The following is a 17,280-nucleotide window of genomic DNA, read 5'->3' as shown; positions in this document are numbered from 1 at the left end:
TTAACTAATGATAATAAACAACAAATGGATTGAGATACATATATTAGTTTAAGTACTTATGGTATATCAAATCTAATTGGTGGGTTAAGTGAACTAATACCTAATAGATTTGAAGTAATAAGAAAAATATGTAATATGGCAACTAGTGGATGTCTAATTTCAAGTGGTGTAGCTATGGGTATAAATAATGATTTTAATAATGCTTATGCAGTACCAACAATAGTTGCTGGTGCAAGTGAAATTATACATAATTTATTACCTATGGAAACTACAAATTATAATCAAGAAATGCAAGAAACATCATTTACAAATGAAACAAGAAGATTAATTAATAGTGATGCTATTAGTAATAATAGTGGAAGTAGTGATGTTTTATATGAAAGACCAACTACATATGATAGTTTATAAAGGAGATGATAACTAATGAATAAAGAAAAATTGATTGAATATTATAACAATGAAATTCAGACATATAAAGAAAGAATGGAACAATTAAATAAAGAAATATCTTTATTGGTAACTATTATAAGTAATTCAAAATCAATGATTGAAAGAATTAATAATGGTCAATTTGACGAATAATTAAAAATAAATAATTGAAAGGAAATAATTGAAAATGAAAGAATTTTTACATGAATTAATTATTATTGGAACAAGTGTAGGAACATTAATTTGTAGAGAATTAATTGTTTGATTTAAAAGATTTATTACAACTCCAAAACATATTAGAAGAAATAATAAAGTGATGAAACATCAAAAAAAATTAGCAAAACTTAATGAAAAAATTAATGGAAAAGAAAATAAATAATAAAGGTGTGATTTAAATGTTAGAAAATGAAACTAATGTTGAACAAAATACTGAACCTTTAATTGAAAATAATAATTTACAACAAGAGCAAGAAATTAAGATTGTTGAATTAGAAAATAAGTTAAATAAACTTAATCAAGAAATTAAAGAAAAAGAAATAATTAATATATTTAAAAAATATCAAGTTAAAAAAGAATTTTATGAATTTTTAAAATTTAAAACAAGTAATATAGAAAATTCAAAAATTGAAGAAACTATTAAAAAAATGATTAAAGAACAACCACTATTTAAAGAACCAATTAATACAGGTGGTAAACAAGAAACAATATTAACAAATCAAGAAACTTCAATAAAAAGTAGTTTATTAGATTATAAAAAGAAAAATAATTTATAAAAGAAAGGAAAATTTAAAATGCCAAATCCAGTGCCATTTAAACAAAATTGAGATAATACTACAAAATTAGTAGAAACACCTGAATTTATAGAATTTTATAAACAATCAAATAGTCCATGAGCAAGTTTTTTTCCAATTGAAATGGTTAATTCTACAAAAATTGAATTTATAGTTAAAAAACCAAAAGACCCAACATTCAAAATACTTCATTGAAATGATAAAAGTAAAGGATTAGAAGTTGGTTATGTTGATACTGATAAAATTATTAAAGAAATTACAAAAGAAGCTAGTACAGGAGAAATGATTGGTGAAGTTGATTTATTTGCAGATAATGGGCAAAATTTACTAGAAAGTATGCAATATGAAGTTGCTAATGATTTAGCAGATTATTTAGCAAATAATGATACAAATACAATTGCTAAATCTGCCAAAAAAGTAATCATTACTGATACAACACCAGTAGGATATTTAAAATCAATGTTATCAGCATGAAATACTTTATTTCAATTAAGAAATAGTAATAATTGTAAATTTTTTATAACAAATAGTCTTTATGATACTTTAGTTTATTTAGCAGATAATAAAGGTTTAATTACTGATAATCAACTAGCACAACAATTAAGATTAAATGGAACAAATTTATATATTAAAGGTGTATTATGTCAAATTGTTATGGATGATTATATGACATTTAAAAATACTGAAAATAAAAATCAAATTATGAATTTTGTTTTAGCAACACCAAAAGCAATGAAAAGATATATGTTACAACAAACTAGTATATATGTTGAAGATATTAAAGATGGTAAAGTTCCAAAAAGATATTTAGTTGGTGGACAAGTAACAGGAGAATCTATTCCTTATATGTCAAACTCAGAAACAGAATCAAGATGAATGTTATGTGGTATTGTTAATAAAAAATATTTAAGTGAAGAAATTACAACATTAACAACTAATATTACTGCTGATACTACTAAAAAGAATAAATTATTAGATACAACAATTAAAAATACAACTGAACTAAATAATTTAAATCCAAATTTAACAACTCCAATTATTAATTATTTTAGTGATGCCCAAGGTCAAGTGGATGTAAGTAATCAAAACCAAAAAGCAGGAGATTTATATGTAGTAATCACTACTAATGACACTGATAAAAATTATCAAGGTTCAACAAATCCTATAAAAATAACTCTTAAATAAGGATAATTATTATGCCAATTGGTACAACTAGTACAGCAATACTTTTAAACATAAATAAACCAAAACATACTAGAACAAGTCAACAACAAGAACATAAAAGTTGATGATGAGAAATTTTAGAAATGATTGGTGTACAAGTAATAGCAGTAGCACTTGCTCCTTTTACTGGTGGATTAAGTGAAAGTTTAGCACTTGGTTTAGGTGCAAGTGATTTACTTGCTAGTATTAGTGCTGTTGGTGTAGAGTTTTTAACTGATTTTACTATTAATCAAGTTTATGATTATTTAAAAGGAAATGTTACACCATTAAATACTTTTTTTAATATATTACCTGCATTTGCTGGACTTAATAGAATTAGTCGTGGTTATCGTACAACTAAATTTATTAGTTTAGCAGAAAAAACTAAAACATTAGAACAAATTGGCATTAAAAAAGCAAAAAATTTACAAGAAATCATTAGTCAAGTAAGTGGAAAAGAAATTTTAACAGATAAAATTATTGGAAATAAACGTTATTTATTTAATTATAACCATGCTCCAAATCGCGAAACAATAATACAAAATTTAGGTTTTGTTGCTGAAAGACAATATAAAAATAATTTTGCAAAATTAGAAGTACAAGAATTAAAAAATTATTTATTATTACAAAATGAATTAATAAAGTTAAGTCCACAGTTAACTCCTAAATTTAAAATTAAAGATATTGATAAAGCAAACAATTTTTTACAAAAATATAATACTGATTTAAAAGAAGTATTAAAAATGAACCAACATGACTGATTAAATTTAGTTCATACAATACATGCAGAAAATAGATATGGAAAATCTTTAATTTTAGATTTACAAAAAATTCGTGCTAATGCAATTAAATTTAATTTTAAAAATAGTTCAATTCATAAATTAGTATTAAAAGCAAATCAAACTTTTAAATATTTTGATATTAAATTTTATTTTAAAAAAGGTTTAAATAAATTTTGAAAAGATACTTCATATTTTGAAAAAATAAGAATAAATATTTATAAATTACAAGAGAAATTCGAAAAATTAGAAAAACAAGCATTTGAAAAAATTAATAAATTAAAAGAAAAAACAATTGATGTATTTACAAGTGCTGAAAAGAAAGCAATTAAACATGCACAATTAATTCCATTAAATTCACCAGTATTTATGGCTTGTAAAATTCAACCTTTATCATTAGATAAATGTGGAATTACTATTTATCATCGTAATCCTAAATATAAACCAATTGTAGTTATTGATAGTATTATCAAAGCAGAAACTTTTGTTATTCAAATACATCCATTTCATTGATATAGATGATATAGCGGTTGATATATTGGATATGGAGTTAGTCAAAATAAATGATTAAAAAGTATTGCTTTTGCTCTACCAGTTGTACAACAAATGATTAAAGATAGTTTTAAAATTTATAGGCAAATATTAAGGACAATTAGAACTTATCATAAAGTAGTTAATGTTATTAATAATCCTATTGATAATGTCAATAAATCATTTAAAAGGGTGGGTTTAAAATTATCAGTTAATACTGTATTTGGTACTGGATTGTTAAGACATTTAGAAAAATTTGCATATAATCAAGTTGTAAAAAAAGGAAATAAAAAATTACAAAAAGAAATTATACATATATCACATAGAAAAACTAAATCCAAAACCAAACGTTATAAAAAAGCATTTTTTAAGGAATGATAAAATATGATTAATAAACTTTGAACTGGTGTCAGTTTAGAAAATTATAATAACTGATATCCATTAACTGGAACAATTACAGAAACACCACGACAATATATAAATACATGACCAAATGTTGATGATTGATTTAAAACATTTGCTATTCGTGCTCAAAATGATATTAATGCTTATCTTGATTTTATTTTATCTAAATTTCCTTTTGATAGTTTTAAAGATGAATTAATTAAAGAAACTTTAAGAGATATGGTTTATGTTATGGTTGAACATTGAGTATTTAATCGTACACCAATTGAATTTAATGTTGATGCTACTATTCAATTTAATAATGGTAATCAATTTATTGCAAGTAGTACTCCTACGATTAATATTTGAGATTTAGCACCTAGTAGAATGAAAATATGAGCAAGATTAACAGAATTAAAACAAATATTTTCAAATTATAATAATGATGAAATAGATGTTGAAAAAATTGACTTAAAAGCATTTTATACTAGAAACCAAGTTAATGAATTAATTCAAGAACAAAAAGAATTTACATTATCAAAGCAAATAAAATTATATGATGATACCATTAATGGTAATAAAAATGAAACATATAGGGGACCAGTTACAAATTTAATAAATAAAGGTTATGTTGCAACAGAATATGACTCAAAAACTGAAACTATGATTTTAGATTGACCTAATGAAATTGGAACATTACCACCTGATGTTTTACAAAACAATCCACAAATTGGTGATTATACACATGCACCAACTTGTGATTTTTCTGCTAAACAACAAAAACGAATTACTACAAATGAAAATGAAATTACCAAATTAAATAGTGAATTAATTAAAACAAACGAAAATATTAATGATGTTAAAAATAATTGATTTAATATTGAAACTAGTCCCTTATGAAAAAAAGTTGAAAATAATAATATAGAAATATTTAAATGATATTTTATTAAAATCAGTTATCAATATTCAACAGAAAATAACTTTATGAAATTTTATAAAGTAATTAAAATTTATTTAAATAATGTTTTTAACGAATTTGAATTGTTAAATGTTGATTCCATGACTTATGGAGAACAAATACAAAATAAAAATATTTTAAATATTGGAACTATTTACTATAACAATAAAAAGAAACAATTTAGTGGTGGTGGTAATTCTTATCCTGAACTTGGAAAAATTAATTTAATTGGTGATATAGAAGAAATATATCAATATCAAGGAATAGATACACCAACTGAATTTATAGCAGAAGAAAATACTGAACATGATTATTATACAAAACTAGAAACAAATCAATTATTAGATAAAAAACAAGATAAGTTAATTGCTGGTGAAAATATTAAAATTGATGAAAATAATAAAATTAGTGCTACTTGCGGGAAAACTGATTTAACTGATTATTATAAAAAAGAAGAAGTAGATAAAAAATTAGACAATAAAATGGATAAAGACCAATTCAAATATGCTTTTTCTATAAATACTATTGGTACTGAAATTCCTAATTTAGAAACTACTGATAAAACTGTTGCTGGTGCTATTAATGAAATTATCAAAAAACAACCACAACCAATTCCAATTCCTCCAAGTAGTTCAATTTGAAAAGAAGTAGGAATAAGAGAAAAAAATAAATGAGATAATTGACAAATTACTTATGATTTTATAGTTAATAAAAGATATAAAGTTTATTATTCTTGAAATATATATAATAATGTTTTTGCAATTAAAGAATTTATTATAACTAATACAAAAATAGCAGGTGTACCAATAGAAGTTTTTAACAATAATACTAATGTCTTAGTTTTATCAGTACAACACTCAAAATTTATTACTATTTATTCTTTAAAAGGTAGCGATAAAGGTAATACATGAAAAGTAGAAGAATTACAGGAATAAAATTATGATTTGAAAAATTATAAAAATTATTTTAAGTTTAATTGGAGTTTTATTATCTTCTGCTGTTGCTGGTTTAATTATATTTATTATAGTAAAAATTGTCTTAAAAATTAATCAAATATTTTAGAAAGGAGAAAAAAATGAAACCTTTTTGACCAAGAAAAGATAAAACAAATATTAATAATAATGAAGAAAAATCTAAATTAATTTTTTTAGAAAATAAAAGTACACACACTTCTATTTTAAGTTATTTTGGTTTTAATGATTTTAATCATGAGACTTATTTTACTGATTTTGTTGCTGAAAATAATGCTAATTTATATAATGCTCCATTGGATATTAATAATGAAACTATTAAACAATATTTAATTAAACAAGAATTTTATAGAAAGAATTGAAATTCTATTTTTAAATTAAGCAAATTAGGAATTAGTGGTTATTTAATTTATATTGCTAATGATGATTTATATTTTCAAGTAGTAGATATACAGCAAAGAATTTATGATATTACTGGTAAATTAATTCAATGTACTATTTTTTATGATAGTTATCAACAAAATGCACAAACAGTAAGATTATTTGAAGTTTATAAATTAAATAATGAACAAGTAACTATTAATCGTGCAATTTATAGTATTAGTGATAATAAAAAACAATTTCCTTTACCTTTTAAAGAATATAGTAATAATCCTAATTTAGAACAAGAACAAACATTAAATATTAATTATATTCCAATAGCAATTATGAGAAATAAAGCAAATGAGTTAGCAGATTGTAATAAAGTAATGGATAAAATTAAAGCATTAGATGTTATTGATGAACAAATTGTTTTAGATACTATTTTAAATTCACCAAAGTTTATTTTTGACCAAACTTATGGTAATGCTAAATCTACAATGGATGAAGCCGTAAGAACATTAGTTACTAACAACTATATTTGAAAAACTACTGGTGATAATAATGAAAAAAGTGAAAATATTAATATGACAAGTAGTAATTTTAAAGGTAAAAATTTAACTGATATATATGATTGAAATATTAATGAAATATTTAAACGTTGTGGTATTCATATACCAAGTCAAAAGAAATCAGCACAACAATCGGTTCCCGAAAGTACAGCGGTAAATATTTCAACTATTAATTATATTGAACAAAAATTATGACAATTTAATATTGATATTCTTAAATTTATTCAAATATTAGTACGTTTAGATAAAGATTTATTAAATAGTAAAACATTTAATATTAATGATGAACAAGAAATTAATAACTTAACAGTTAAATTAAAATTATTTAATCCAGAAAATAACCAATTAATAGGAGAAAACAATGGAAAACAACAACAAACCACAAACGAAGTTTCCACAGAAACAAACTAAACTTAATCAAGCAGAAATAGAAAATGATTATTTAATTGATAATATTCCTTATGATTTTACTAATATGATGAGTGCTACTAGTGACCCTGATATTAATAGAGCATACGATGAATTTAAAAAAAGAAAAATTTATATTTATGAAATTGAACGTTTATTTAAAAATAATGAAAATAATAGTTTAAGATTTTCAGCCAATACTATTAAAATAGGTTTTATTGATATTGATAAAGTATTAAAAACTACTGCTGTTGAAACATCTGATTTTACTATGCAATTAAATCCAAGAGCAAGTACTAATATTAATGACAATACAATTGAATATAGTATGACTGATATTAAAAATTTAATATTTCAAGAAATAAATTTATTAAATCAATTTAAGTTATATGCAGTTAGTATAAATGAACCATTAACTGAAAATAATATTGATAATTTATATATTATTAATAATTATTCAGAACCTTATCAAAATCCAAAAACTAGAAGTACTAAAAGTATTACTATTATTAAAATTAAAGACTTTAAAACAAGAGATGGTTATCCAATTATTATTAAATTACAAAAACCACTAGATAAAGACACCAAAGTTATTGGTTTAAAAATTAAAGCACCTAGAAGCATGATTTTTGGCAATATAAAGGTACTTGGTGAAGTCGACAATATGGAGGTATACCCAAAGTTATTTGTCAAAGATAAGATAGCATTTCCGCTATTATCAATGCCTATTGAAACTCAACCAAAAGTTAGAATATTACAACAATGATTTAGTGAACAAATATTACCTTGAAATTTAGCAAAACAATTTATAGGACAAGAAAAATCAGTTTTAGATTTAATTGCTATTGGTGGTGGTAGAGAAACAAGAAAAGAAATTATTAATAATGCAAGAGTAACTAATGATAAAATTGGTTATGATGTTTCTAAAAATTCAAAAGTATGACCATTATCTGATGAACTAGAATTAAAAGATAAAAAATTAGAGTCATGATTTTTAGTAAGTGACTATAATTTATTTATTTCTACAACAAATAAATTTCATGATGTTGAACTAGAAATAAAAGATAGACCACCAATTGATAGTTTACAAAAAGTATTATTAGATATGTTAACTTATACATATACTTATAATAGAAACTTTGATGGTGCATCATTAAGTAATGTTTTAAAAGAAATGAATGATTTAGATAAAATTCGTGCTAAGTTTGAAGGACAAAAACCAAATGAAGTTATTACTAATTTATTTAAACAATGAGAATTAGATTATCCTAACTATACAAATTTACCAAAAGTTAAAATATTAAAACAAATAGTTATAATGCTATCAAAAAATATTTATTCAACCATGTCTATTAATAACGGTTTAAATGATGACTATAAATTATTATTACCTTATTATTTTGAATTAAAATCAAATCCTATACATTCTACACCTGATAAGATTTGAGAATTTAAAGATATAAAAGTAGTATTAAAATCTGCATATTTTGATTTTACAGATATCAATAACATTAAACTAAAAAACAATGACATTAGTCAAAATGAATTATTGAAATTAGATGATAATCAATTTAACTGACTATCCATAACTAATGAATTAGAAAGCAATAATATACCATCATTAATTCCGGCAGATTGAACATTAGGTAATGGTGAATATGGAAAATATTTTACAAGATTAATTATTAATAAAAATAAAACCGAAAATGCTTTAAATTTATATGGTTCAAATAAATCACAATTATTTTCTAAATTAGAATTTTATAAAGAAGTTTTACAAATTGACAATAATAGTGAATTTGAATTACAAATTGAAAATCCAATTAATAACTTAAATCGAATTGAAGTTAGCGGACTATTTGGTGCTGGTAATTATGATTTAATTTTAGTAACAAATAAACAAGAAATAAATTTAAATAATATTAATTTATTTGATAAATATAATGAAAATATTTCTTATATAAATTTAGAAATTTAATTATCAAAATATCCATCTGGATAAATACCATCTCATTTTACTGCATCATCAGTTAATTTATTTGATGCTCAGTAAAGAGTAATTTTATGTTTATTACTTACTGGTCTTGCTCAAATAGTTGCCCCCCAGTGTGCTTCATGGTCGTAATCATAAAAATATGTTAATTGATTATTTTTATTATATGAAACTATTCCTAAGATTAAACCGGTAACACCAGTTATTACAGCAAATGATAATGATATTTTTTGAAAATTTGTTTTTATTCATGTTTTCATAATAAATATCTCCTTTTTTCCTTGATTTTACTTTTAAATTGTACTATTTTTGATTATTTTTACAAGTATGCTTTTAAAAGCAAAATAACTCCTAAATTAAAGGTGTTTATTTTTTGATACCTATAATATTAATTGTATTGCGCTTATTTATTATATTGCAAATGTGAAGATACTTTTTTTTACAGTAGCATTATTTTTACCCCTAATTACATTTTTATATGGATATAATGCATAAAATAATGCATCATAAGGGTCTTGATACATATTTTTGTCAGGAATGTTAGTTTTGGTTTGGTCATAACGTAATTATTCTAAACATTGAGTTGTTTTTGGTAAATCATCTTTATTTGCATAAAAGTTTCCATAACTCATAATATTTCTCATTCAAACTACTCTATTAGTTAATCCGGCTTCTTGATTTAAATTTGAAGCATGTTTAATAGCGGTTTGTGTTATTAAAATAGTATTGTGTTCATCAATTAATTTTTGATTTAATCAATTCATTGCTGTTCTTGCTTTATCATCATAAAAATAAATTGCTTGTTCAAAATTTTCAAAATTATCCATTAATCCTAAAATTTCATTAACATAAGCATTAATTTTTTCATTTTCATTTATAAAATCATTTGGAGTAACTACTAATTCACAAATAATATAAGCATCATAATAACCAGTATTATTATATTCTTTAAAACCAACTACCATAAATACAGTATGGTCTTTTGGTCCCGTAGCTCAATCAATACCAACACTATAAAAATCAAATTTATACATTTCTTTTTCTTGATTATAAAATTGTTTTAAATCATATGATTGTCAATATTTTACTGTTTTTTGAAATGGGAAAATTGTTGCATCGCTATCTAAAAATTCAAAACCATAATAAACAGTATTATATTCATCTGGATTACTTTTTTCCATTTCTAATAATGTTCTTTGTTGAATGTCAGGTAATTTATTTCAAAATGGTTGAATAGTAAATCTTAAAACAAATAAACCTAAACCACTAAACATATCTTTATTTTCATAATAAACTTTACCAACTTTTTTAAGATTTTTCATGACTTCATCATTTAATGGTAAAAATGGTGTACAGTATTTTAAATAAAATGGATGATATTTATCATAAGGATTACATGTAAAAGTAATGAAAAAACTTTTATAAAAATAACGAGTAATCTTTTGTCCAAAGGTAGAACTATATATATTTTTATCAATAAATGTTCAACTTCACTCTTTAATAGGTTTATTTGATACTTTAATACGATTACTTCTAAACATAGAGTTTTGTAAACGTTCATATCGATATGTTAATTGTTTTTCAGTTAATGTTTCTTTTTCTTCTGCCATAATAATTTCATCTGTTCTTGAACCTAAAAAACTTGACCCACCTGCTTCTTTTCCAAAAATCTTATTACCATTAGCATAACCAATAAAGTCAATTTGTTGATTACTTGGAAAGATAATACATCCCCCATCCTTAGTAATTTTTCATTTAATGCCATGTGGATTATTAGGTAATAAATTAATATTATATGTATCTAATAAAACTTGACAAACATTCATTAAAGCACCAATTGTAGTTTCACTATGAGTATTTTCATATCTTCTTACTTCTTGAACACTACTATCTCTAAAATTACAACATATAAATAAATCAAATGCTAAACAGTTTCAAGTTTTTCTTGTTCCACGTGCTGTTGGAACAAAACGATAAAAACAATTAGTAGTAAAATATTCTGCTCATTCATCACCAACAAATTCTTTAAAAATATCTCAACTAAAACCATAATTATTATCACTAAAATTAAGATTATATTTTTTATTTAATTGTCCATAACTACTAATAAAAGCCATATTTACTCCTTATTTTTTAAAAAAAATTAAACTTAAATTATTAACAAACAAAAATTAGAAAGGAACATTAAAAATGTTTATATTACCATTCGCAAATCATTTTGATTGAGACAAACATGATTTTAATCAAGATGAATTAAGTTTAAAACAAACAGAAGAATTATTTGCAAAAATAGATGATTATTTATGAAGTATATGTGATAAATCTGAATATAAATCATATAGATTTAGACAACGAAAATTAAAAGCAAAAAAAGTTTTATTAACTTATAAGCGACGTATTTGTACACATTATAACACAAAAACACAAAAAATGGAGTACGTATCATTATTAGATAATTATCTTGGTGTTAAAAAATATAGTAAACTTGCACCTAACGTTATTAAACAAATTTTAAAATATTTTGCTGATGGTAAAAAGTATCGTGATGTTTGTGATACTTTTATTGAAGATTTAATAAGTAATAGTACAGTTTGTAGAACATATCAAAAATTTGAATTACCAAAAGCAAATATTCCCAAAATACCATTACAACCAAATCAAAATTTATATGTAAATATTGATGATGGTCATCGAAAATTTAAGTTTAATGAAAAACACAATACTAAAAATTGTAAAAAATGTTCGATGAGATTAATAGTAATGTGTACTGGTAAAAAGAAAAATGGAAAATTAATTAATAAAAGAGCTGTATGTAAAATAAGAGTTTCAAAAACAGAAATTGGTGCTGAAAAAACCGCAAAATTAATAGAAAAATATGGTAATTTATTTTTTGAAAACTTTGACCAAGCAAATTTAATAGTTTGTGGAGATAGTGCAAAATGAATTAGAAAAACTGCTACAATTTTAAATGCTAAATTTATTTTAGATAAATTTCATGCTTTTCATGTTTTATTTCTTGGTATAATGGCAGGAAGAAGAAAAAATCAAATTGCTAAATTACACTATCAAAATGCAATAAATTTATTTGCCAAAGGTCAATATTATGAATTAATTGATTTTTTACAAGCATTAACTTTACAATATAAAAAATTAAAAGTTGGTTATTTTATTAATGCAAAAGATGGTGTATTAAACCAAGCATTAGTTGAAAATATTGGTTGCTTTACTGAAACTAATATTAAACAAATTTTAAAGCATATGATTGGTGATAGAACTTATAACATTGATATGTATACAAAAATGGTTAATTTTAAATGTTATCAAATAAATACAATTATCCAGTTATTATAAATTAAAACTTAAATTTGCTGAATTATACTTGTAAGTGCAAGTAAATAAAATTGCAAAAAATTCTCATATAAAAATTTCATAATGCTAAATTTAGTTTAGAAAAAAGTAAGGAGTTTTTATATGAGTTATAAACATCTTGGCATAGATGAAAGGATTTATATTGAGAATCAATTGAAATTTAAATTTAAAATTAGTGAAATAGCTAAAAATCTTAATCGAAGTATTAGTACTATTATTCGAGAAATTAATAGAAATAAAGATAATAATCATTATTTTTCATTAATTGCACAAAATAAAGCTGAAAATCGAAAACAATCACATATTAGTTTTCATAAGTTTAAAAATAAGAATTTAGTAAAATATGTACAACAAAAATTACTATTAGGTTGATCACCTGAACAAATTTATGGCAGAATTAAAAATTTTCATAAAGAGTGAGTTATTAGTTTTAAAACAATTTATACTTGAATTTATTTTGGAAGCTTGATAAAGTTACTAGTAAAAATTTAAGCAGAAAAGGTAAAAAACGAAAATCTAAAGAAAATCGTGGCAAGTTTAATGGTAAATCAATTAAAGAACGAGATATAAATGTTAATGATCGTATAACACTTGGTCATTGAGAAGGAGATACTATAGTATCATCACGAGGTAAAAGCAAATCATGTTTAATAACTTTAGTTGAAAGAGTATCACGATTTACTTTAGCAATATTAGTTAAAAACAGAACTACTAAAGTTATTAATAAAAATGTCAGTTATTATTTATCAATTCTTCCTAAAAACATTGTTAAAACTATTACTTTTGATCGTGGCAAAGAATTTTCAAATTGACAACAACTTGAAAAAAATTTATATGTAAAAATTTATTTTGCCAATCCATATTCACCTTGACAAAGAGGTACTAATGAAAATACTAATGGTTTAATTAGAGAAAAATTTCCTAAAAAATTTATTTTTTCAAAAACTAATAAAAATGAAGTTCATAAATTTATATTGTCTTTAAATCAAAGACCGAGAAAAATACTAAATTATCTTTCACCAATCGAATATTTGGATAGAAAAATAATTTAGTTGCACTTACCTTTACAATTTAGCAAATACTAATCCAAACATTACTGAAAGTATTATTACATCTGCTAATCATAGTTCAATCATATTTAAACTTCTCCATATCATAATATTTTAAATTATTATAATTATATACTATTTTTATCTTGCATTTAAAATTATTTTATAAATACTTGCTAATTCTTGATTTGTATATATTTTAGCATAAGAATTTTCACCAAAATCTATAATAGTTTCTACATGACCTTTACAAGGTGTAACAAAAATATTAATTTTTCAATTTAAATTATCGTTTGAATTACTTAATATATCAAATCCGATTGGATTGTTATTATTAAATTTTGATTCAATACCGGCAATTACTGTAAATTCATAAGTTACTAAATTATATTGTGATTTATTACCTTGATAATAAGCATAAGCATATCCAGAAGAATGGTTACCAATTTTACCTTTTTCAAAATGCTTCTTTTTATCAATATTAGGTCTTGACTTTGAAAATATTAAATCATTTAAATTAATTTCAATAGAACTTGTTAATTCTTTTGCTGGATTAAAACTTTCTTTAGTATCATAACCACCACCATGTTTATCACTTACAGACTCTATATTATAATTATAATAAATAGTTAATGATTTATAAAATCTTTTTAAATCATTAAAAGTGTTAATTAATAATGTAGGGTCTAGTTTCGATTTAATATCAATATCTATATTTTTAAAAACTGGACTATTAGTATTAAATCATTCTTCAGTATTATCAGTAATAGAATTGTTAGGAGTTGTTATTAATGGTATATCAGTATAATTTAATTCTACTTTTAAATCTGGAATAATAATTATTGATTTTGCTATATTTTGAGGACTTGGTGGTAATATTTTTGCAGGATAACTAAATGTAGTTTCTTCACTTTCTTCATATTCATCATGATTTAATTTATATAAAGTAGTTCAATTAAAAGCATTACCAGTTAAATAACCCATATTATTATAACGAAATTGTGCAACTGATATTTCATTATAATCACCTTGATAAGTAAAAGGATTATCACTATAAAATGTATGTCTTTCTTCACCTTGATGTAAACTTTGTGTAACAATTGTATCAATAATATAAGCATAATTTGAACCATCAATAACTCCATTACTTGTAGGATTTCATTGACAATCTTTATCTTCATTTGTAAAAGGACTTGCTATATCTAAAAACTCAGTATCTTCTGCTAAAATATAAACTTTATTATTTTTCTTTTGTGATAAATCAACTGTACTTATTTGTTCTTTAACTTCTAATTTTTTACCAGTAATAGGGTCTCATGGATAAACACTTACTCTATCACTTAATTTCATTGTCATAGCAGTTGTTGAAACATGTGAACCTAACATTTTACCTAATGCAAATTCATTTGAATTACTAAATACATTTAAAGGTATAAATCAATTATTATCGTTATTACCAATAATACTTGATAAATTTGAAGCAAAAAATGCACTCATAAAACCATTAAAAAATGGCATATTTTTATATTGTTGAGAATTTTGAGTAATAATAAATCCTACTGGTATACCTAATGTTAAAGCATTTAATAATTGACCTACTAATGGAATTGGACTTAATGCAAATGGTAATCATTGTACACTATCATAAGGCATTTGAATTAATGAACTAAATACTACACTATTAAAATTTAATATTGCTGACATATATTTTTGTGATATTTTTTTATAATCAACAGTTGGACTTCCTATAACTAAGCCAGTATCTGCATCTTTAAATTTAAAATTACTTGACATATCAACATTATATTCACCTTGTAAATTATTTATATTTCATTCACTATCTCAAAAAAACTTTGCTTTACCAATAGCATCACCATTACTTTTAATTGCTAATTGTTTATTACATGTTAATATACCTTGAAAATCTTTTTGTGCTAACATATCAAATCTTCTTGCTTCTAAAAATTTTTGTCATGTATCATAATGAGTAAATCCAGTTGGTTTTGCATCCATAATATTATAAAATGTTGTTTCTGGATGACTACTTGTTGTTATTTTATCATTTATACCAGCAAGTAAACCACCATTATTTTTAATATTAGTTGTAGATTTTTCATTATTACCAGCAATAAATAATCTTCTTGAAGCAAATACTTTACTTTCAAATATTTCTTCATTATTTTGTTGAATTGGTTCTTGACCTTGAATTATTGGTCTTCCATAATAATAACAACTTGTTAATAATTCTAATCCATATGATTGTCTATGACTATATCTTACTCCTATATCACGCATTAAAGTACGATTTAAGGTTACTTTTCCTTCTTGAATAGTAGGGAAAGCATAACCACTACCCGGGCTTGCATATTGTACAAAATCAAGTGTATTTTGACCAGTACTCATTACTCTATCATTTAAACTACTAAAAGTTAATACTTGCATACTAAATGCACCATTATAAGGACTATAATAATTTGTTACATTTGAAATATATAATAATTGTCTATCTTGATTTTTACCACTATTACCACCAATATTTTCATTTTCATCATTAAATACACAAAAAAATTGTAAATAATCATCAATTGTAATATGTTCTTCAAACATTACTAAAGTATATTGTCTTTTAGTTTGTACTGTTTTAAATATTTGATTATTAGGTAAATTACTAAAATCAACACCACTTGTATCATCAATTAAATAAGCATTTCAATAATCACCAATTTTATATTTTTTTGTATAAAATTCATCTTGACCATTAATTTTATGAGTTTCTTCATTAATTTTACCTTTATTTTTTTGATATATTTTTGTACTATTTTTTCAAATACATACAACTGGAGTAGTACCAGTTAATATTAATTCATATTGACCAAAATCACTTATTTTACTATTAATTGGTTTATAACCAGTTTCAGTTAAAGGTATAGCACCATTATTTATAATAAATGGAAATATTTTTCAATAACTACATCTCTTTATTAATTGTTGAGTTTGCTTTAATGCTAAATGTGCTTGTTTCATTAATTGAATTTTCATTGCGTTGCTTATTATCATTTGTATTATCTCCTAAATGTTTATTTAAAAATTTACTTTCTTCAATAATATGTAGTAATTTTTGTTTTGTCATTAATGTATCAATATTTTCATATAAACTAATTGCTTCAATTACTGATAATGTTCCATTATTTAATCTACTATTAATTAATTCATCTTGTACTAATTGATCAACCATAGCAATTGGTATAAATTCAAAACTATAAGGTCTTTCTCCTTTACCATTTCAATATATTTTTCCATTTTCATCTTTAGAAGAAGTTACTAACATGTCAAACATTCTATATAAATAAGTTGTATAATGTGTTATTTTAACTTCTGTTGTTTGCATATCAAATTTATTATTCATTAATGTTTTAGTTTTATTTTCATAATTAATACCATTAAATTCATCATAATCATAACCAGCACCATTAAATATTTGTT

17 protein-coding genes are annotated in these 17,280 nt (G+C 22.8%); 13 read left to right on the top strand and 4 right to left on the bottom strand.

Translation table 4 applies throughout. From position 1 onward, the window contains the following. Window positions 1-24 precede the first annotated feature (24 nt). From AAHM79_RS06580 to AAHM79_RS06535, 10 genes are read left to right on the top strand one after another with little or no spacing between them, the layout of a single operon-like run. The gene (locus AAHM79_RS06580) at window positions 25-408 is read left to right on the top strand and encodes a hypothetical protein (protein WP_342257220.1); all 384 of its coding nucleotides are present in this window, start codon (window positions 25-27) and stop codon (window positions 406-408) included. 15 nt (window positions 409-423) lie between these two features. Further along, complete coding sequence (locus AAHM79_RS06575; protein ID WP_338957552.1) at window positions 424-582, top strand: hypothetical protein; 159 nt, start codon at window positions 424-426, stop codon at window positions 580-582. A gap of 34 nt (window positions 583-616) precedes the next feature. Beyond that, complete coding sequence (locus AAHM79_RS06570) at window positions 617-808, top strand: hypothetical protein (protein ID WP_338957816.1); 192 nt, start codon at window positions 617-619, stop codon at window positions 806-808. Between the two features lie 16 nt (window positions 809-824). After that, window positions 825-1,202: a hypothetical protein gene (locus tag AAHM79_RS06565; RefSeq protein WP_342257219.1), complete on the top strand. Its 378-nt coding sequence runs from the start codon at window positions 825-827 to the stop codon at window positions 1,200-1,202. Between the two features lie 18 nt (window positions 1,203-1,220). Next, window positions 1,221-2,405, top strand: a complete 1,185-nt coding sequence (locus AAHM79_RS06560; protein WP_342257421.1) for a hypothetical protein — start codon at window positions 1,221-1,223, stop codon at window positions 2,403-2,405. An 11-nt stretch (window positions 2,406-2,416) separates the two neighbouring features. Then, window positions 2,417-4,114 (top strand): hypothetical protein, encoded by a 1,698-nt coding sequence (locus AAHM79_RS06555; RefSeq protein ID WP_342257321.1) that lies wholly within the window; start codon window positions 2,417-2,419, stop codon window positions 4,112-4,114. 3 nt (window positions 4,115-4,117) lie between these two features. Continuing rightward, the gene (locus tag AAHM79_RS06550) at window positions 4,118-6,010 is read left to right on the top strand and encodes a hypothetical protein (RefSeq protein ID WP_342257420.1); all 1,893 of its coding nucleotides are present in this window, start codon (window positions 4,118-4,120) and stop codon (window positions 6,008-6,010) included. A gap of 4 nt (window positions 6,011-6,014) precedes the next feature. Next, window positions 6,015-6,137, top strand: coding sequence for a hypothetical protein (locus tag AAHM79_RS06545; protein ID WP_338957828.1), 123 nt, complete (start codon window positions 6,015-6,017; stop codon window positions 6,135-6,137). A gap of 13 nt (window positions 6,138-6,150) precedes the next feature. Next, on the top strand, window positions 6,151-7,389 hold the full coding sequence (locus AAHM79_RS06540; protein WP_342257419.1) for a hypothetical protein: 1,239 nt from the start codon (window positions 6,151-6,153) through the stop codon (window positions 7,387-7,389). Beyond that, window positions 7,340-9,364 (top strand): hypothetical protein, encoded by a 2,025-nt coding sequence (locus AAHM79_RS06535; RefSeq protein ID WP_342257418.1) that lies wholly within the window; start codon window positions 7,340-7,342, stop codon window positions 9,362-9,364. Before AAHM79_RS06540 ends, AAHM79_RS06535 begins: the two co-directional genes overlap by 50 nt. Here AAHM79_RS06535 and AAHM79_RS06530 read toward each other — a convergent pair. Both AAHM79_RS06530 and AAHM79_RS06525 read right to left on the bottom strand, forming a co-directional pair. Then, on the bottom strand, window positions 9,361-9,639 hold the full coding sequence (locus tag AAHM79_RS06530) for a hypothetical protein (RefSeq protein WP_338959597.1): 279 nt from the start codon (window positions 9,637-9,639) through the stop codon (window positions 9,361-9,363). The genes AAHM79_RS06535 and AAHM79_RS06530 overlap by 4 nt on opposite strands. Before the next feature lie 306 nt (window positions 9,640-9,945). Then, window positions 9,946-11,496: a hypothetical protein gene (locus tag AAHM79_RS06525; protein WP_342257417.1), complete on the bottom strand. Its 1,551-nt coding sequence runs from the start codon at window positions 11,494-11,496 to the stop codon at window positions 9,946-9,948. A gap of 73 nt (window positions 11,497-11,569) precedes the next feature. Here AAHM79_RS06525 and AAHM79_RS06520 point away from each other — a divergent pair, with 73 nt between their 5' ends. From AAHM79_RS06520 to AAHM79_RS06510, 3 genes are all read left to right on the top strand, one after another. Then, window positions 11,570-12,730, top strand: a complete 1,161-nt coding sequence (locus tag AAHM79_RS06520) for an Mbov_0401 family ICE element transposase-like protein (protein ID WP_342257416.1) — start codon at window positions 11,570-11,572, stop codon at window positions 12,728-12,730. A 120-nt stretch (window positions 12,731-12,850) separates the two neighbouring features. Continuing rightward, on the top strand, window positions 12,851-13,240 hold the full coding sequence (locus AAHM79_RS06515) for a helix-turn-helix domain-containing protein (RefSeq protein WP_342257415.1): 390 nt from the start codon (window positions 12,851-12,853) through the stop codon (window positions 13,238-13,240). Beyond that, the gene (locus tag AAHM79_RS06510) at window positions 13,195-13,800 is read left to right on the top strand and encodes an IS30 family transposase (protein ID WP_342257414.1); all 606 of its coding nucleotides are present in this window, start codon (window positions 13,195-13,197) and stop codon (window positions 13,798-13,800) included. Before AAHM79_RS06515 ends, AAHM79_RS06510 begins: the two co-directional genes overlap by 46 nt. A gap of 138 nt (window positions 13,801-13,938) precedes the next feature. Here the strand turns inward: AAHM79_RS06510 and AAHM79_RS06505 are convergent, their stop codons facing one another. Together AAHM79_RS06505 and AAHM79_RS06500 are read right to left on the bottom strand one after the other, a co-directional pair. Beyond that, on the bottom strand, window positions 13,939-16,854 hold the full coding sequence (locus tag AAHM79_RS06505) for a hypothetical protein (RefSeq protein ID WP_342257413.1): 2,916 nt from the start codon (window positions 16,852-16,854) through the stop codon (window positions 13,939-13,941). Then, window positions 16,766-17,203 carry a hypothetical protein gene (locus AAHM79_RS06500; protein ID WP_342257412.1) on the bottom strand — a complete coding sequence of 146 codons (438 nt, stop codon included), beginning with the start codon at window positions 17,201-17,203 and terminating at the stop codon, window positions 16,766-16,768. Before AAHM79_RS06500 ends, AAHM79_RS06505 begins: the two co-directional genes overlap by 89 nt. Window positions 17,204-17,280 lie beyond the last annotated feature (77 nt).

Origin of the sequence: Spiroplasma endosymbiont of Nomada ruficornis (assembly GCF_964030795.1) — a bacterium.
GTDB lineage: Bacteria > Bacillota_I > Bacilli_A > Mycoplasmatales > VBWQ01 > Spiroplasma_E > Spiroplasma_E ixodetis_A.
The sequence above is the reverse complement of the archived record's forward strand: the minus strand, read 5'-3'. Positions and strand labels throughout refer to the sequence as shown.